This is a genomic window from Candidatus Venteria ishoeyi, from assembly GCF_030378065.1.
GTDB lineage: Bacteria > Pseudomonadota > Gammaproteobacteria > Beggiatoales > Beggiatoaceae > Venteria > Venteria ishoeyi.
Genome location: NZ_JAUCGJ010000014.1, coordinates 59,404 through 78,131 on the forward strand (window position 1 = coordinate 59,404; position 18,728 = coordinate 78,131).

At 43.1% G+C, this 18,728-nt stretch carries 18 protein-coding genes and 1 tRNA gene; 8 read left to right on the forward strand and 11 right to left on the reverse strand.

Annotation, left to right across the window (positions count from 1 at the left end; all coding sequences use genetic code 11):
* Positions 1-3 precede the first annotated feature (3 nt).
* Genes QUF61_RS06575 through QUF61_RS06585 form a run of 3 tightly spaced genes read left to right on the forward strand, consistent with a single transcriptional unit; the run spans position 4 to position 1,558 of the window.
* Complete coding sequence (locus QUF61_RS06575) at positions 4-327, forward strand: HesB/IscA family protein (RefSeq protein ID WP_103921594.1); 324 nt, start codon at positions 4-6, stop codon at positions 325-327.
* Positions 324-800, forward strand: a complete 477-nt coding sequence (locus QUF61_RS06580; protein ID WP_289681050.1) for a rhodanese-like domain-containing protein — start codon at positions 324-326, stop codon at positions 798-800. Before QUF61_RS06575 ends, QUF61_RS06580 begins: the two co-directional genes overlap by 4 nt.
* Entirely contained in the window at positions 797-1,558 is a 762-nt protein-coding gene (locus QUF61_RS06585) for an MOSC domain-containing protein (protein ID WP_103921596.1), read from the forward strand. The genes QUF61_RS06580 and QUF61_RS06585 overlap by 4 nt, the downstream gene beginning before the upstream one ends.
* A 284-nt stretch (positions 1,559-1,842) precedes the next feature.
* Here the strand turns inward: QUF61_RS06585 and rfaQ are convergent, their stop codons facing one another.
* Genes rfaQ through QUF61_RS06615 form a run of 6 tightly spaced genes read right to left on the reverse strand, consistent with a single transcriptional unit; the run spans position 1,843 to position 7,887 of the window.
* Positions 1,843-2,967, reverse strand: coding sequence for a putative lipopolysaccharide heptosyltransferase III (gene rfaQ / locus QUF61_RS06590; RefSeq protein ID WP_103921597.1), 1,125 nt, complete (start codon positions 2,965-2,967; stop codon positions 1,843-1,845).
* A 9-nt stretch (positions 2,968-2,976) separates the two neighbouring features.
* Positions 2,977-3,531 (reverse strand): hypothetical protein, encoded by a 555-nt coding sequence (locus QUF61_RS06595; protein WP_103921598.1) that lies wholly within the window; start codon positions 3,529-3,531, stop codon positions 2,977-2,979.
* A gap of 17 nt (positions 3,532-3,548) precedes the next feature.
* Entirely contained in the window at positions 3,549-4,286 is a 738-nt protein-coding gene (locus QUF61_RS06600) for a CpsD/CapB family tyrosine-protein kinase (RefSeq protein WP_103921599.1), read from the reverse strand.
* 2 nt (positions 4,287-4,288) lie between these two features.
* Complete coding sequence (locus QUF61_RS06605; RefSeq protein WP_103921600.1) at positions 4,289-5,611, reverse strand: ExeA family protein; 1,323 nt, start codon at positions 5,609-5,611, stop codon at positions 4,289-4,291.
* Positions 5,602-7,128, reverse strand: coding sequence for a GumC family protein (locus QUF61_RS06610; RefSeq protein WP_103921602.1), 1,527 nt, complete (start codon positions 7,126-7,128; stop codon positions 5,602-5,604). Before QUF61_RS06610 ends, QUF61_RS06605 begins: the two co-directional genes overlap by 10 nt.
* A gap of 18 nt (positions 7,129-7,146) precedes the next feature.
* Entirely contained in the window at positions 7,147-7,887 is a 741-nt protein-coding gene (locus tag QUF61_RS06615) for a polysaccharide biosynthesis/export family protein (RefSeq protein ID WP_103921603.1), read from the reverse strand.
* Positions 7,888-8,005: 118 nt separating this feature from the next.
* Between QUF61_RS06615 and QUF61_RS06620 the strand changes: the two genes are divergently transcribed.
* The 5 genes from QUF61_RS06620 (at position 8,006) to QUF61_RS06640 (ending at position 11,979) form a co-directional block, all read left to right on the forward strand.
* Positions 8,006-8,617, forward strand: coding sequence for a hypothetical protein (locus QUF61_RS06620; RefSeq protein WP_103921604.1), 612 nt, complete (start codon positions 8,006-8,008; stop codon positions 8,615-8,617).
* A 69-nt stretch (positions 8,618-8,686) separates the two neighbouring features.
* Positions 8,687-8,762 (forward strand) — tRNA-Lys (locus tag QUF61_RS06625).
* A 298-nt stretch (positions 8,763-9,060) separates the two neighbouring features.
* Positions 9,061-9,702: a hypothetical protein gene (locus QUF61_RS06630; protein ID WP_289681053.1), complete on the forward strand. Its 642-nt coding sequence runs from the start codon at positions 9,061-9,063 to the stop codon at positions 9,700-9,702.
* A gap of 85 nt (positions 9,703-9,787) precedes the next feature.
* Positions 9,788-10,492 (forward strand): tetratricopeptide repeat protein, encoded by a 705-nt coding sequence (locus QUF61_RS06635; protein WP_289681054.1) that lies wholly within the window; start codon positions 9,788-9,790, stop codon positions 10,490-10,492.
* Between the two features lie 461 nt (positions 10,493-10,953).
* Entirely contained in the window at positions 10,954-11,979 is a 1,026-nt protein-coding gene (locus QUF61_RS06640; protein WP_289681055.1) for a hypothetical protein, read from the forward strand.
* 718 nt (positions 11,980-12,697) lie between these two features.
* Here QUF61_RS06640 and nuoN read toward each other — a convergent pair.
* From nuoN to QUF61_RS06665, 5 genes are read right to left on the reverse strand one after another with little or no spacing between them, the layout of a single operon-like run.
* A complete protein-coding gene (gene nuoN / locus QUF61_RS06645) occupies positions 12,698-14,134 on the reverse strand; it encodes an NADH-quinone oxidoreductase subunit NuoN (protein WP_289681056.1) in 1,437 nt (478 codons plus the stop codon).
* 15 nt (positions 14,135-14,149) lie between these two features.
* Positions 14,150-15,688, reverse strand: coding sequence for an NADH-quinone oxidoreductase subunit M (locus QUF61_RS06650; RefSeq protein ID WP_289681057.1), 1,539 nt, complete (start codon positions 15,686-15,688; stop codon positions 14,150-14,152).
* Positions 15,689-15,742: 54 nt separating this feature from the next.
* Positions 15,743-17,740 (reverse strand): NADH-quinone oxidoreductase subunit L, encoded by a 1,998-nt coding sequence (nuoL, locus tag QUF61_RS06655; protein ID WP_103921609.1) that lies wholly within the window; start codon positions 17,738-17,740, stop codon positions 15,743-15,745.
* A gap of 1 nt (position 17,741) precedes the next feature.
* A complete protein-coding gene (gene nuoK, locus QUF61_RS06660; RefSeq protein WP_103921610.1) occupies positions 17,742-18,047 on the reverse strand; it encodes an NADH-quinone oxidoreductase subunit NuoK in 306 nt (101 codons plus the stop codon).
* Between the two features lie 11 nt (positions 18,048-18,058).
* Positions 18,059-18,655, reverse strand: coding sequence for an NADH-quinone oxidoreductase subunit J (locus tag QUF61_RS06665; RefSeq protein ID WP_103921611.1), 597 nt, complete (start codon positions 18,653-18,655; stop codon positions 18,059-18,061).
* Between the last annotated feature and the right edge of the window lie 73 nt (positions 18,656-18,728).

The window sequence follows — 18,728 nt, forward strand, 5'->3', positions numbered from 1 at the left end:
ACAATGTTTAAACTGACTGAACACGCCGCGCAAGAAATCGCTAAATCTGCTCAGGATGGGGCAGTTTCCGGTTTGAAACTGCGTATTGCCGCCAAAAAAAATCCAGATGGTAGTATTGAATACGGCATGGGATTTGACCAGGCAGGGGTTGATGACCAGGAAATATGCAGTCAGGACATTGATTTAATTATTGCTTCTGTACATTTACCTTTACTGGAAGGTACCACAATGGATTATGTGGAAATTGAGCCAGGGCAGTTTGCATTTATTTTTCTCAACCCTAACGATGCCAATTACCAACCTCCCGCTACAGAAGATGCCTCATGAAAACCTTTGATGACATGATTGCAGAATGCCTGGAACAGGGCGTACAGGAACTGATGCCCTGGGACTTATCAGAATGGCTGGAAGAAGCAACGCGCAAATCACCCATTTTGCTGGATATTCGTGAACCTTATGAGTATCAACAATTTCATCTGGAAAATTCCATTAATGTACCGCGCGGTATTTTGGAAAGTGCCTGTGAATACGGCTATGAAGAAACTGTACCGGAAATGGCCTGTTCCCGTGAACGGGATATTGTGCTGATTTGTCGTTCCGGCAAGCGTAGTGTGTTGGCTGCTTATACCCTGCATCAAATGGGTTTTCACAATACGATTTCGTTAAAAACCGGGGTTAAAGGCTGGAATGATTTTGACCAACCCATGATTAATAATGAGGGTGCTGAAGTCGATTTAGATGAAGTGGATGCCATTTTAACCGAGAAACCCACACCCGCACAGTTAGGCGTAAAAATATGAGTAGCAGGGTAAGCGCCCTGTATCGTTACCCGGTAAAGGGGCTGAGCGCAGAGCCATTAACTACCGCGCAACTGCTTCCGGGACAAGGTTTGGCTTTAGACAGACAATTTGCCCTGGCCCACGCGGATACGGTTTTTGATCCTGAAAATCCGCAACACCTGCCGAAAACCCGTTTTGTGATGCGCATGAAAAATGAGCAATTGGCAGCAATAGAGAGCCGTTATAGCGCAGAAACCGGTGAATTGCACTTATATCAACAAGGCAAGTGTTTGGCTCAAGGTAATTTATCAACCGCGCAAGGCCGCAGGCAGATTGAATTATTCTTTAAAGATTATCTGGCAGACGTGATTGCCGACACCCCCAAACTGGTGCAGTCTCTTGGGCATATGTTTTCCGATGTCGCGGATAAGGTTTTATCTTTTATTAATCTTGCCAGCGTACGCGCCCTGGAAGAAGTGCTTGGCGAATCCATAGATCCGTTACGCTTTCGGGCCAATGTCTATATTGATGGCTTACCCGCTTGGGCGGAGCTGGCATGGAGTGGAAAAGATATTCAGATTGCTGACACGCATCTGCGTGGCTTAAAACCCACCAAACGTTGTGCTGCAACCAATGTCAATCCTGACACAGCACAGCGTGACATGAATATTCCCAAAGCTTTGGTAAAACATTACGGTCATGCCAATCTAGGCATGTATATGCAGGTTATCAGGGGCGGGATAATCAAGCCGGGTAATGAAATAAAGGATTTACTATAGGAGCGAGAATTTTATAACTTCAGAAACTGGGCGGGTCTTTTTCTCCATTTTCTGCGTTGTGAAAACAGTTACATAGCTTGCTATGCGCCTGTTTTCACGCCTTGAAAATGAATAAAAATCCTGTGCCCAGTTCCTGCACTTATTTCATTCTCACTCCATAGTAGTTTTAGAACCCACATAGCCAGTATCAATAATGCCAGTGACTATGACGCTTCTGCTGTGATTGTGCTGATTAGTCAACATATTACAGAACTGGAAAGCAGCCTGGACGAGAAAGGGGCTTTCTAAAGCAAACTGGAAGTATTTTTATTCAAAATCTGCTCAACGATATTAATCACGCGTTGCGCAGGCATTTCCTGCAAACAACGACTGTCACTTTCCCGGTGACGATCACAGCCTTCCTGATGACAAGGCACGCAATCCCCTTCGCCTTGCAATAAATACACATTGCCTTGTTGTTGCAGCAATGAACAACGTTGGAAGGGTTGGTATGCCAGGTCCTTTAATAGTGGAAAAGGTGCCCATTTAACAGGATTGGTGGGGCCAAATAAAGCAATGCTTGGCGTACCCGTTGCTGCGGCAAGATGCGTCACTGCGGTATCTGGCCCGACATATAAGCGCGCATGTTTAATGAGTAAGGCAACCGCAGAAAATGATAACTTTCCTGCCAGGTTATGCACTTTTCCAGCATATAAATTCATAAAATCCTGCAAATAAGCCTGTTCTTTGCTATCGCTGCCACCCGTGAGCACGATTTCCAAACCTTTTTTCTGTAAAACCCTGGCAAGTTCAGACCAGGCAGGCAAAGGCCAGCGTTTATAACGCCACATTGGAGTTAAATGTAAAACAACAAAATTATCCCGTTGCCAATTGAAATCAAGTTGTTGTGTCAGTCTGTTGTTATCATCAGGCTGGCAAGGAACAATAACACGGGGATGTTGTTGAATACCTAAAACTTCAGCCAGTTGCAGATTTTGTAATACCGTTGGGGTATTTTTATCATCCAGCACCGCCCAGCCTTGATATATGAGGTATTTCCAATAAGACTGCCTGGTTTTAGGGGGGAGCAGACCTATCCGCAACGGTGCAGCAAGCCAGGCGTAGAGTGTCGGGCGATCACCGCTGAGGGTGGATATGGCAAGATCATAATGTCGCCAGAGTCTGCGGATAACACGTAACCAGTCACGCCATTTGGGACGTTCCGGCACTTCAATTAAGGCTTGAATATCAGGGTTGCCGGATAAAATACTTCCTTTTGCAGTAAAAACCAGCATATCAATCCGGGCCTTGGGGTAAGCGCGGGACACGCTGTGGATTAAGGGCGTGGTCAGCAATACATCACCAATTTGGCGAGTGGAGATAATCAGAATTTTAGCTGCTGCTTTAGGTGGCTTTGTAAGCGGGATCATTTGATGCTTTTATGAGCTTGATACTTGTTCCACAGTGCTGTTTTTAAAATCATTAGTATCGTTTTTAAGGTCATTTTGTAAATTCTGTCGAGGTATTTCCCGCTCATGTTGTTTTTCAATTTCAATATAGCGCCAATCTTCAGGGTAGCTATACACAATACACTTTGGTGACGCATCCAGTTTTTCTTCAAGAATATTCCAGATGGCATTAACAAATAACCAGGCACTTTCTTTAATGGGTGTTGCATAGAGTAATATGCCAATATAGTGCTCCTTAAACCATCCTGCTTCATCGGTAATGCGTAAACGCTTGCCTAAGGCATCTAATAATGCGCAAGTCACCGGGTTATTATTGGCATGGTTCTGTCCTACATCAAAAATAACCAGGGAAAAACCTTGCCTGTTGCGGTCAGAACGCGCACATTCCCGTTGAATAGCAATGAGAAACTTCTTTTCAGACAGCAAATCAAATGCACCTGCTTCCTGACGGGGTTTTATTTTTCTAATGCGTCGCCACAATTTTTTAATATACTGGAACAGCGAAGCTTTCTCAGCAGAGGGCATACTTGTTCTACCTCATTTTATAAGCGTTCATAAATAAACCGGGGAATATAATGCCGCCTTTTATTGAAAATGACGCCTAATACGTTACCACCCCGGATTTCAATTTTTTCCCGGGTATTACGTGCAATTTGCCAGCGGGTACTTTCCGCTTCAACAACCAGAAAAACACCATCAACTTTATGTGACAGCGCCAAACCATCAGAAGAACTGATTGCTGGTGGCGTATCGACAATAATAACATCAAAATCCCGTTTTAAGTCTTCCAAAATATTTTCAACGGCGGGGGCATGTACAATCTGGGTAATCGACTCGCCAGGCATCGCCATTTGAGTTAAGGATAACTTGGTATCAGGCACCTGAACCACGGTTTGTTGCGCCGGACGATCTGCCAACGCCACTTCCTGCCAACTGTATTCGGGCCTAACCCCGAAATGATTTAACTGATCACCATACACATCAGCATCCACTAACAAAACCCGGGTATCCAGGCGGCGCACAATAACCTTGGCAAACTCCCGACTGAGAGCTGAGCAGCCTTCATTTTCACGGGAGGAGATAAATTGTACCGTACGTCCCCAGCCGCGTTGATTTTCAAGCAAGGCAATCATTGCGCGATACAAACCAATCATTTGCTCCTCTACCGCGCGACTTTTTGTCTTCAGATAAGCCTCTGAAGTCTGCATTGCCACGGCTGCGTTTTTTTTGCCAAAACGTAAACTGGCTGCTTTTTGTAGTGCTTGATAAATTTTACTCATAATTATTTTGCATCATTAGCAGGAATAAGCGGTAATGGTGTCAATAAAAGTTGTTCACCTGCGTGAATATGCTGTTGCCAGTTAATTTGGGGGTTTTGTGTTTTTAAATGTTTGAACAAGGCTGGTGAATAGCCGCCATAAAACCGGTAAAGTAAATCATAAATTGTGTCGCCTGTTTGTATTTTATACCAAAAATGCTGGATTTGGCTTGAGCCTGAATCAAGTTCAGGCAATGGCACTGCTCGAGATGCCGGATTTTGAGTACCCTGTTGTGTTTTCTGATAGCTGATCATATCAGGCGCAACAAACCATCGTGCTTCAGGCTTTGCAACAGGCTTTGTGGAAATAGCACTTGTTTTGCCATCAAAAAAATCAACAACAGCATTTTTTTGTAAAAAAATAAAAAATAATAAAATTAAAAATAAAATAAATAAAAACAATGGTCGCCAAACAGCCCCCCCTTTATCAGAGTGGTACATTTTATTGATAAAACCACCCTGTATATCACTAAGCACTTCTTTGATGATTTTTGTTGAAACAGGGCGTTGTTGGTAACCAAAGCCTGTAATTAAGGCGTTATCACAAAGAATATTAATCACTCTAGGGTACCCCTGCGCTTGCTTGACGATATATTTTATCGCAGCATGGGTAAATACCGGAACAGTGTCTGTCGCTGAATTAAATTGCGCAGTTTCCAGACGAAAACGAATATAAGCCAGACTCTCTATTTTCGTTAACGCTTTAATATGTGCCCGTACTGCGATACGCTGACGTAACTGGCGTAACTCAAAACGCTGAAGTTTCTGCTCCAACTCGGTTTGACCCACTAAGATTATTTGTAATAATTTATCTTTCCCGGTTTCCAGATTAGATAATAAGCGTAACTGTTCCAGAGTTTCGACTGGCATATGCTGAGCTTCATCAATAATCAATACCACATTGCGTCCAGCCGCATAATCAGCAATGAGTGTTTGATACAACTGTTGTACCAGTTGATTGGTGCTGCAAGTCTTGATCTCCGCAGGCTCAGACAAATCCAGTATATTGCACAGTACTTCAAAAAAACTGAGTTGCGCATTGAGTAAATAAAATGAACGCACCTGTTTATTTTCCAGGCCATTTTCCAAAGTTTCCAGAAAACTGCGCAGCACCGTGGTCTTGCCTGTACCCACTTCTCCCGTCAGCAGAATAAACCCCCTGCGCTCGCTGACACCGTAAACCAGACTCGCCAGTGCTTCTTTATGGGTATCACTTAAAAACAGAAAATCCGGATCGGGTGTAACTGAAAATGGCGTTCTCTGCAAACCATAAAACGTCAAATACACTTTTCAAACTCATTACTGGAAATCATTGCCAGCACCGGTAATTTTAAGCGACGGTTGACATCTTCACTGGTTTTCATGGAATCATCAAAATAATCAATGACAAACACGATACCTATGCCACCGATTAAGCCCAGAATAATACCCAACACGATGTTACGTTTTTTATTAGGACTGACAGATTCATAGGACAGGGTTGCAGGTTCTATGACGCGAACACTGGTAATGCCGCTTCTATCCAGTGCCGCATAGTTTTCACTGCGCTGCATAATTTCTTTTTGTTCATGAAACTCTTTTGAAGCAAACTTTCTATCCCTTTTTAAGCGCTTCAGGGTCATTTCCTGCGCAACCAAGCCAGTCAAGCGTTGTTGAATGGACATCATGCTGGCCCGTAAATCTTTTAACTTTGCATTTGCTGCCTGGTACTCTGCTTTTTCAGATTCCAGATCCAGATTCAGATTTTGATGAATCTGGTTAATACCGGTTCTTTTTTCAATACGTCCACCAGGTTCAACAGCCATTGCGGCTTCCACCCGATTAATTTGTTCCTGGATTTCATTAACCCGCCGTGAACTATCAGGATAACGCGAAGTGGTCTCAACCTCCTGCGTCTTTAACTGTAACAGAGTGCTTTTCATCACTTCCAAAGTATTATTTGCCCGCCCCGTAATTTTTTCTAATAACATTGTTGGCTTATATTGTTTTAAACTGTTTTCCAGACTTTTAATTTTGTCTCGATGCGCGGCAACATCCGCTTGCGCAAGCGTGATGCGCTCTAACAAACCACTGTTCCTAATAATCAACATCTTTTTTTGTTGTTCCATATCAGCAACCTGATATTTCAGGCGAAACTGATGCAATGCCTCCTCGGTCAACTCTAAGCGCCCAGATGCCAGTTTCAAATTGTTGGCAAAAACGTCAGAAGCCTGGGCTTTGCTCAATTCCAGATGACGCTTGGTATAGGCTTTAATTAACGTATCCAGGGTACTTTGCGCCAATTCCGGGTCTTTCATGCTCAGCTCAATCTCGACAATATAACTTCTGGGTTTTGAAGATAAACTCAGGCCACTGAGTAAAATATCGATTGCACCTTCCCGCATTTCCCAACTGACAGGTTTAATTTCTTCAGGCTTGAGTAATAACGGTTTATGACCAGGTTTTCGGAAAAACTGTAGCGCACCAATCACATCCACAGCCCTGCCAGCCACCAATCGGCTTTTAAACACGGCCATTCCATTATTAACTCGCTCCACCTGCCCCTGATTCAGGTTCTGCTCTGGTGCCAAAATTTCCGCAATATCGGTAGGATCGCGCTCTACGCCAATTTGCAGACGCGCTTCTGACATATACACATAAGGCATACGATAAGTAATAATCGTTATCATGGAAACCACAGTGAGAAAAAACAGGCTGATTTTCCACTTATGGCAAAACAGCACGTTCAGTGCATCACGCACTGAATATGCGTGATCCGTTTCAATAATACGGCTATTATCTTCGCTGCAAGGAATAGAACTCATGCAATTAAACCTGAAAAACTAATTTCCAAGGCCGTAGCTATAGCTGGTGTTACCAACTGTTTTTACGACACCAATATTAAATGAACGCGTATCTGGCAACATACGTGTAATATATTGATCGATCCACTGATTCAGCTGCACGATTTTGGTTCTTGGTACATAAACCACATCCAGTGCAGCCAGATAAAAAGGCGGGGTGTTAGGCTGCTGCAATATTTTTTTCAGGTTAATTGTGGTTGCATAATGCATATTATCTGCCTGACGAATTACCACCACATTTTCCACTTCTGCGCTGGTCATATTAAACCCACCTGCGGCCATCACCGCCTGCATCAGGGTCATTTTATTTTTCATTTCCACCTCGCCTGGGGTAAAAACCTCGCCCCCCACATAAACGGTGCGATTAGCCAACATGCGAACCACCACGGAAATCTCAGGGTCTTTTAACTCCTCAGAATATAAATGAGTTAGCTCAGCATCCAATTCTTCTGGCATTAATCCTGCCGCGACCACATCATCAACAATAGGCAAGGTGATTTTACCATCCGGGCGAATGGTTTGGGAATCATCCAGTTCCGACCAGTAACGAAACCTAATATCGATACTATCTCCCGGTTGCAGCGCACCAAACCCCATTTTAGGTGGTGGCGGAAATTGCGGATTTTCTTGATAAGCAGGAGGACGCTTACTACTACAGGCAGCCAGGAACAGGGTCAGCAAACAAACCAGGAAAAATTTTTTGGATAAAAAAATAGACATATTGGTTTAATAAATAACTCATGTGACATAAAAGGTTATTGTTTTTTAAAAATGTGCAAAAAATGCGCCTTTGCACCATACTAAATTTTACCAGCCTTTTTATAAGAGGACTCAAATCATGTTAAAACGTTACCAGAAAATACTAAGCTGCTATTTTATCGTATTTATTCTGCTTCTGTCAGACTCATTGCAACTTTGTTATGCCCAACAGGATCCTAATGCCTGGAAATGGAAAAGCGATATGTCCTTAGTGGCTAAACGCACAATTTCAGCATGTGATGTGAGTACGACACTGATCAAGCAATATTATTATTTTGCCAACCTCGCCTATAGAGCCACTCGGAACTTAAATGAGGAAGTCATAAAAAAGAAGAATTTAGACGAGAGCATGCCACAATTTGGCGTAGCCACCCGACATTTCAGAGAATCACTGAAACACTACCAGGATGCCTTGGACCTATTTGCCAAAGCTAAAAAAATGTACCAAAAAGCCAAAAGAACAGCCAGCCGTTCCTATGATAAAGATTTAAAAAAATTCAAAACCAACACTGCTTACACGCTTAAAGCTGCCAACAAAACATATCAAAATGCCAAACGCACTGTGATCATGGGTAATCGTAAATTTAACCGGGGCAATCGTTTATTTAACGAAGGGGTTGATCTGTTTCAGCGTGCCACTGGTAAAAAATTGCAAAAGCGGACTAAATTCCATAAATGGCCGGCAACCTGATTTTCAAAATTGAAAATCAGCGATCTGCGTGTTACACTTTTTTGCGCGCTGATTGTAATAATATCAGAAGGGCCGTTAGCTCAATTGGTAGAGCAGTGGACTCTTAATCCATTGGTTATAGGTTCAATTCCTATACGGCCCACCAATTAAATCAATTACTTACATTTTTAATACAGTAAAAATATAGCACATTTGTAGCAGATATTGAGCTATCATCAGGTTTGGTAGGTGTGTGCTGCAAGTAAAAAAGAAAGCCTTCCCTTACTTAATATCAATATAGAGGAAAATGGTCTTGGATATTGGGTGATATTGGAATATACGGAAGAACTTCCGCATATTGCCTAAGGGATATACGGAAAAATTGCTCGCATATTGGGGTATATTGGAATAGGCGGCGATATGTCCGGCTATAAACAAGTTAGATAGCATAGGAGAAATTTATAATGGCAGATTTTGGTAAGTGGGTTATTAATGCTTTTAATGAGCTAACACCAAATATTAATGGTATTTATAATGATGCCAAATTAGACAATATCAGTGATTGGCGCATGAAACAGCAGGCAATGGTAACTGGAACTGGCGCAGCAGCAATGGCTATCCCAGGTGCTCATTTAGCAGCATTAGCAGCAGATGTTGCTTTCCTGATGAACAGAATGGCCGTTTGTAGTTATGGTATAGGTGCAATATATGGACATGATAGATTTTCTAAAAATATACTAGAAAATGAAGACTTTGCAAATGTTCTTGCATACTGGGCTGGTGATGAAGAAATTACAACAATGGTTGGAAGCAAAACGGCAGCGGATATAGCCCTTAAAGTAGGCGGAAAAGCAGGAATAAAAATTATAGGAAAAACCATAGCTAAATCAGGAGCTATACTAATTGGAAAAAAACTTGGTGGTAAAGTTGGAGCAAAAATTGGAGCAAAATTTGCGGGTAAACTAGCTGGTAAAGCTGCTGCTGGTATGGTTCCTTTCCTTGGTGCAGCTGTGGGCGGTGGTATTAATCTTTGGTTTATAACGGGAATCGCTGACTCTGCGGAAGCTTACTATAAATTTAAATGTGATGTTATTAGTAATTTATAATCTAACTTAGTCTTGGAGCCGACCTAGCGGCGGCTCAAGAACGGTGTTAGACTAATTTTAACACTCACTACAAAGGATTAAAGAAATGAAGGTTGTTTACATAGTTTTATTTATTTTTTCGCAAGCAGTATTTGCATCTGATGATCAACTATATAGATATCTAGTTCAGAGTAATACGGGAAACTGTGTTGACACTTCTCTTAATACCCGACTTCAAGTATCAAATGTAGAAAAAGTATTTATGCGAGAACAACAAACTTGCAGTAGAAAACATGATTTTATAACAGGAAAGCTTGAATTAATATGTGATCCACATGGAAATCCAGTGCATTTTATATATATGAAAAATATAGACTTATGCCTACATGGAGCTAGTTCTATTACTGGGCAAGAAAATACTCAGCCTGAAGAGAGGAATGAGTCTATTACCCCAGAATATGAAGAAGCCGTTGCCAAACAGGGAGAAGTTTTTGAACAAATGTTTCCTGGTGTAACACGCGAAATGATCGTTAAAAAAGCAGAGCAAGGTGATACTGAAGCAGAAGTTTTGTTAGGCGTTTCATATATGCGTGGATGGTTCGGTTCCGTTAATTATGATAAAGCCCATGAATATTATTTAAGAGCTGCAAAAAAAGGCCATCCCAAAGCTCAGGTTAATTTGGCAATTATGTATGGAGCTGGTATTGGTGTTACACAGAATGAAACCATTGCAAGAGATTGGGTACTAAAGGCAGCAGCACAAGGCTATCCTGAAGCTATTGAAATTTGCAAAGAAACTGGGGGTTGTTGATAACCCACGTATCTAACTTAGCCATGCACCCGACCGCTTCCGCTATGCTCCAGCGTCGGGTGATGGCAAGCGTTATGTAATTTTGGAGTATGTTTAGGTCGATAGGGGTGATAGGTGAGGGGTTGACAACCCCTATGGCGATTGTTATCTCTGTAGCCCTTTTGTTGATTTTGTTGCGTTACGTAAGTATTAGATTGATTCCTTCGGATCACGACAACATTAAGGAGGTGTCTATGGTAAAAACATTGAAAGCTCGTACTCGTATTTTTTTAAGTTCAGTAGTAGAAAATATATGGGCTACTGGGGTCGGGGTCGTTGCAGGACACCTATCTACCTAAGCGTATTCATCACATAACTTTGTGCTCCAGCGGAAAAAAAATCAAGACACCCAACAAAATTTTGAAAAAAATACCATTCCTGTTATCCTGTCCTAAAACCTGAATCCACAGAGGGATAAAGCCATGCCCACACCCCGCAAAGAACAAGTCAGCAAATATAGTAATGGACACTATCACTTAACAAGTCGTGCTGTACGCCGTGCCTTTTTGTGTGGCTTTGATTCACAAAGTGGCTGCAATTATGAGCATAGACGGCAATGGATACTGGACAGGCTGGAAGTGCTTGCCAAGCAGTTTTCAGTTGAGGTTTGTGCTTATGCCATTATGAGTAACCATTATCATCTGGTGCTGCATGTAGATTATGAACAGAGTTTGACCTGGGATGCTGAGGAAGTGGTAAAGCGTTGGTGTACCTTGTTTCCACCGCAGGCTTTGAAAGACTCTGATGATAAGCAAATTGATGTTGAAGTGGTTGATGCTTATTTTGCACGTCTGGCAGCCGATGAAGAAAAAGTAACTTTATGGCGTGAGCGTCTGGCAGATTTAAGCTGGTTTATGCGTTGCTTGAATGAACCCATTGCGCGGCAGGCGAATAAGGAAGATAAGTGTACCGGGCGGTTTTGGGAAGGGCGTTTTAAGTCTCAGGCTTTGCTCGATGATGCCGCTTTAATTAGCTGCATGGCGTATGTTGACCTCAACCCGGTACGAGCCGCGATTGCACAAACCCCGGAAGATTCTGAATTTACTTCTTTTGCAGCACGAGTGGAGACGCAAAAAAGCTCAGCCTCAAAACCAGAACCCCAAACCCAATGGTTGTTGCCTTTTGCTGAAACTAAAAAGACCGGAAAACCACAAGCCATACAGAATGCGCATGTTTGCCTGCCCATCAGCCAGGAAGAATACTTTGAACTAGTGGACTGGACTGGGCGTTGTATTCGTGATGGTAAACGTGGTGCTATTCCTGCACATATTCAGCCCATTCTGCAACGTTTAGAAATTAAGCAAGATAACTGGATAGATGGCATACAGCATTATGGCAATCATTTTTATAAGGTTGTTGGCATTATGCAGCATTTGCTGGAAGAAACTGAACGGCAGGGGCGAAAATGGTTTAAGGGTCAAAGTGCTGCCCGGTTGTTATACCAATAGCTGATATTTCCATTTTTCATTAAGTCATATTGATGGCATAAAATCAAATTTACAGACATCCATGTTTTTGATTGGTTCAAAACATGGGGGGCTTCAAATTTCTTGCCAAATTTCTTGGGTTTAACTGTGGATAATGAGAAGTTACAGTTTTTCAACCTCGAAACTTTAGTAAGGAAAAATATAATACAGAAAATTTAAGAGGCAAGAGATAGTACTTTTGGGTATATCAAACCCTCTCGCTGAACAAAAAATTTAGGAATAAACTCATGTCACGACTTTGAAGGTTCAGCAGCAAAACCCTATAAAATCGGGCGTTCCATAGACCTGACAGGTTTTTAAAAACCTGTCAGGTCTTTGCTCCGGCAGTTCCATTCGAAGCTAACCTTCAAAGTCATGTATGTGGAAAAGGGGGGCGCTGATGATGTATTGGGCTATGTTTGAACTGGCTCAACCTTATCAACAAAGAGGCTTGGCTCAAAGACATGCAAGCCATCGTCGCGCAAGCTGCCTTCACTTTTGCCAAACTGGGCAAACCCGAATGAGCCGTATTAGTTTTAGAGCAAAGATGGGTCAGGAATCTGTCAGACTCCTAATACCGTAGGACTGCCAGTCCTGAAATTATTATTTATTTTTACCGGTTACTGTACTAGAATCAAAGCTCCGGGAAAGCCCTCAGAAGCATTTCCCGGAATAAGAATAACTCGGTTAATTGAGTTTTTTAACTGATGCTCTGTATACAAACCTGCAATAAAGGCTGTGGCAAAATACCTAAGGCCAGAATTGCCAAACCATTAACGCTGACCGCCAGATGCATATCGGTATTGACTTGCAGTGGTGCAGTATCGCTGGGTTCTTCAAAGTACATCAGACGCACAATGCGCAGATAATAGAATGCACCGATAACCGAGAAAATAACGGCTAATACGGCTAGCCAGATAAAGCCATGCGCCACAACCTGACTCAATACTGCCCATTTCGCCCAGAAACCCAGAAATGGTGGAATACCGGCCATGGATAACATAATAACCATCATGATAAAGGCGTACCAGGGGCTGCGGGTATTTAAGCCTTTTAAGTCATCCAGGTTTTCTGCATCAAATCCGGCGCGACTCAGCAGTAACAGCATGGCAAAACCGCCCATGCTCATCAAGGCGTAAACGATAGTGTAAAACATTGCGGCGGAGTAGCCATCAGGTTTTGCCACCAACAAACCCAGCATCAAAAAGCCCATATGCGAAATCGTGGAATAGGCCAGCATACGTTTGATGTTGGTCTGGGCAATCGCTACGATATTACCCAGGGCAATGGATAAGACTGCCAGGATAATCAACATATTCTGCCAGTCATGATGCAGATCCGGCAATGCTTCACTGAGGATGCGCATAACCATGGCAAATGCAGCCAATTTAGGTGCACTGCCAATGAATAGGGTTATCGCTGTAGGCGCACCCTGATAAACATCGGGCAACCACATGTGAAAAGGCACGGCACCGAGTTTGAAGGCAAGACCTGCGATGATAAAGACCAGAGCAAAACTTAGCAGTTGTGGCTCAATTTGCCCCGTAGCAATCGCTTTGGCAATTTCAGACAGTTCCAGCGTGCCGGTCAGACCATATAAGATGGACATGCCGTAGAGCAAAATACCGGAAGCGAGTGCGCCCAGCACAAAATATTTCATGGCGGCTTCACTGGCCTGACTGGAGTCGCGTTGAATCGCAACCAGTGCATACAGTGATAAGGAAAGCAGTTCCAAACCTAAATACAGCGTCAGCAGATGGTGTGCTGAAATCATCACCATCATGCCGAGGGTTGCCATCAGCACCAGCACAAAATATTCACCACAGAATAACTTATGATTATGCAGATAAGCGCGGGAATAGAGCAGTACGGCGAATACGATCAAATATACAAAGCTTTTCAGCACAACGCTCATGGCATCACTGATAAATAAATCACTCATCAGTAACGTGCTGCTTTCAGGCTGTATACCCAAGGTGAGGATTGCCGCCCCCACCAGCGTGCCTTGTGATAACTGATAAGTTAAATCACGCAGGCGCTCAGGTAAGTAAGCATCAACAATCAAGATGATACATGCCATGGAAAGTACAAAAATTTCCGGCAGCATCAGTGACAAATCAGTGACGGTAAAGTTCATTATACTTCCTTGAAATCAACGCGCGCTTTGTATCGCTTGGTGAACATGATCCAATAAATTAGCAACTGTGACATGCATCACATCTAACAATGGTTCGGGCCAGATGCCAAAAAACAGCACCATCACCGCCAGGGTGGAAAGGATAAAAGTTTCACGACCATTAATATCCGATAACTTGCCTACCGTTTCCATTTTATCTTCGGCAATTGAGCCATACAGCACACGCTTAACCATCCACAGGCTATAAGCTGCACCAATAATCAGCGTGGTGGCAGCCAGGAAAGCGATCCAGAAACCCGCTTCAAAACTACCCAGTATGACCAGAAATTCACCGACAAAACCAGAAGTGCCGGGTAAACCGGAGTTTGCCATGGCAAATAACACCACAAACATCGCAAACAAAGGCATGGTATTGGCGACACCGCCATAGTCATAAATTTGGCGACTGTGTACGCGGTCATACAGCACGCCTACACAGAGGAATAGAGCGCCGGAGATGAAACCATGTGAAATCATCTGCACAATTGCGCCTTCCATGCCCAATACGGAACCATTGCCAATTTGGCCGGTTTTATCATAAATCAGAAAGGCGATAAAAAAGCCTAAGGTGACAAAACCCATATGTGCAATGGAAGAATAGGCAATCAGCTTCTTCATGTCTTTTTGTGACAGTGCGACAAAACCAATATAAACCACGGCAATCAGTGATAACACCACCATCATCCAGGCCAGTTGATGACTAGCTAAGGGCGTAATCGGCAGACTGAAGCGTAAGAAACCGTAAGCACCCATTTTTAGCATGATTGCTGCTAACACCACAGAGCCACCTGTAGGGGCTTCAACGTGCGCATCAGGCAACCAGGTGTGTACCGGCCACATGGGTACTTTAACCGCGAAGGCGACCAGAAATGCCAGGAAAATCAGGGTTTGCGCAGTCATGCCCATTTGCAGTTGATGGAAATCCAAAATACCAAAACTACCTGATTGGTTATACATGTATAACAGGGCAATCAGCATCAACACGGAACCGAGCAGGGTATATAAAAAGAATTTAATCGCTGCGTATACGCGATTAGGGCCGCCCCATACCCCGATAATAATAAACATCGGTACCAGCATGGCTTCCCAGAGCACGTAAAACAACATGGCATCCAGTGCGGCAAACACGCCGTTCATTAAACCGGTCATAATCAGGAAGGCCGCCATATACTGCGCGGGTTTTTTCTGAATGACTTCCCAGCCCGCCAACACGACTAAGACGTTGATAAAGCTGGTCAGAATAATCAGCGGCATGGAAATACCATCCACGCCCAAGTGATAATAAGTATTCAGCGCGGCAATCCAGTTGTGTTTTTCAACAAACTGCATGGCTGCGGTGCTTGAATCAAAACCGCTATATAAAAACAGGGACAGCAGAAAAGTAATCACAGCAACAAACAGTGCAACCGGGCGCACTGTCGCCATATCCTTGTTCTTACCCTGTAACAATACCCAGGCACCACCGACAATGGGTAACCAAATCAGTAAACTTAATAAAGGTAATTCAGCAAACATTCTTTTCCCTTGCTCATAATTTTTTACTTAAAGTAAAAAATTAAAACGATCCCATTAAAAATGGACGAACCAACCTAATAATAATAATAAACCAATAATCATGGCAAATGCGTATTGGTATAACAGTCCAGTTTGCAATTGACGCAATATGCCAGAGATACGGTTGACTAAATGTGCCGAACCATTCACAAAAAAGCCATCAATAATTGTTTTGTCGCCTATTGAGGAGAACAGATTACCCGTTTGGCGTGCACCGCCTGCAAAGAACCAGTCATTAAAGCGGTCAAAACCATATTTATCCATCAGAATACGGTGCAGCATAGAGAAACGATGCTGGATACGCGCGGGTATGTCGGTCCATTTCATGTACAGCATATAAGCGGTGAACACCCCAGCCGCAGCCAGATAAACCGGCGGCTGCATTAAGCCGTGTAAGACAAAACCCAGGATGCCATGATAATCAGTAAAGACCTGATGTTCTTTGGCAATATAAATGGCATCGCCGAAGAAGTTGCCATACAGCAGGGCTTGTAATGCAATAACACCCACTAATACTGAAGGGATTGCCAATAGGATTAAAGGCAAGGTGACAACCTTAGGGGGTTCATGTAAATGTGAACGGGTATGTTCATCCATACGCTCTTGACCGTGGAAGGTCAAAAAGAACATACGGAAAGAATATAAAGCAGTGATGAATACACCAATCACCACGGAATAATAAGCAAACATGGCACCAGGACGGTCTGCTTCATAGGCAAAATGCACCGCTTCAATGATGGCATCTTTGGAGAAGAAGCCTGAAAACCCAGGGAAGCCGATAAGTGCCAAAGAACCAATTAAAGCTGTCCAGTAGGTAATGGGCAGGTATTTTTTCAGGCCACCCATTTTGCGCATATCCTGCTCATGGTGCATGGCGATAATCACCGAACCTGCACCCAGGAATAACAATGCTTTGAAAAAGGCATGGGTCATTAAATGGAAGATTGCGGCGTTATACGCAGAAGCGCCTAAGGCCACGGTCATATAACCTAATTGTGACAAGGTGGAATAAGCCACCACACGTTTAATATCATTTTGTACCAGACCCAGGAAACCCATAAACAAGGCAGTAATTGCACCAATGACTAAGACAAAGCTCAGTGCCGTTGTGCTCAACTCATATAAGGGCGACATGCGCGCAACCATAAAGATACCCGCAGTCACCATGGTGGCGGCGTGAATCAAGGCAGAAATCGGGGTCGGGCCTTCCATAGAATCTGGCAGCCAGACATGCAGGGGGAATTGTGCGGACTTACCCATGGCACCGATAAATAACAGGATGCAGATAACCGTCATCAACGACCATTCAACGCCGGGAAAGACCTGTATGCTAATACCTGCCAGATTATTGGCATTGGCAAAAACATCCGCATAATTCAAGCTGTTGAAATACATCAATACCGCAGCAATACCGAGCAGAAAGCCGAAATCACCGACACGATTGACCAGAAATGCTTTTAGATTGGCATAGACGGCAGTTTCACGTTGAAACCAGAAGCCAATCAAAAGATAAGAAACCAGGCCAACCGCTTCCCAGCCAAAAAATAATTGCAGGAAGTTATTCGCCATCACCAGCATCAGCATGGAGAAGGTAAACAGAGAAATATAACTGAAAAAACGCTGATAACTGTTTTTGCCTGCACCACCTGGGCCAGACCAGTTATGCTCATCGTCTGCCATGTAACCAATGGTATAAATATGCACCATCCAGGAAACGAAGGTAACCGTGACCATCATGATCGCGGTCAACGAATCAATCAGAAAACCGATTTCAAAAATACTGTTACCGCTGCTAAGCCAGGTATATAAAGTTACTTCTTTTGCAGTACCGTCCGCAAAAGGTAATAAGCCATCTAGTACCACCTGCTTAAAGACAACAAGTGACAGGATAAATGACAGACCGACCCCAGTAATGGTGATACGGTGTGCAACTTTGCGGGAAACTGAAAATAACCCGGCGAGAATAGCACCTGCTAAGGGTGCCAAAACAATGATTAGCGCAATGGATTCCATGCTAGCCCTTCATACTGTTTATATCTTCGACATTAATCGTGTGTTTGTTACGGAACAAGACCACCAGAATTGCCAAACCAATTGCCGCCTCAGCAGCCGCAACCGTGAGAATAAAGAATACAAAAACCTGCCCGGCAATATCTCCGCTGAAGTGGGAAAAGGCAATAAAGTTCATATTAACGGCCAGCAACATCAGCTCTATGCACATTAACAGGATAATAATATTTTTCCGGTTCAGAAAAATACCGGCAATACTGAGACAAAACAGTACTGCGCCAACGATTAAGAAATCAGATAAGGCAAGCATGATAAATCCTTTTATTGCGCTTTTTCAGCAGGCATTTTCAACACTTTAAGGCGGTCATGAGCAGATACTTCAACCTGACGCGCAGGATCCTGGTATTTATTTTGACGTTTAGAGCGCATCGTCAAAGCAATTGCAGCCACCATCGCCACTAATAAAATAACTGCGGCAATTTCAAAAGCATATAAATATTCAGTATATAACACGCGACCTAAAGCCACGGTATTGGGTACAGTGGATGCTGTATCGGGAACCTGGAATTTATCCAGACCAAAATAATTAGGGCCAACCAGCAGCAGCATTTCTATTAAAATCAATGAACCGACCAAAGCGCCAACCGGGAAATAACGTGCAAAACCTTCTCTTAATACAGTCAGATTAATATCCAGCATCATGACCACGAATAAAAACAGCACCATAACTGCACCGACATACACCAGCACCAGGGTCATTGCCAGAAATTCAGCTTCCAGTAATAACCAAATGGCTGCTGAAGAAAAAAAACTTAATACCAGAAACATGGCAGCATGAACCGGATTTTTCACCGTAATAACACGCGTTCCTGCAAAAATCAGAATCCCTGCAAAGAGATAAAAAATCAGTTTAATCATCAAATTATTCCGTTATAAAACACATATTCTGTAAAAATCTAAATAGCGTGAGATTTTGCTGGCTTTCAGTGCT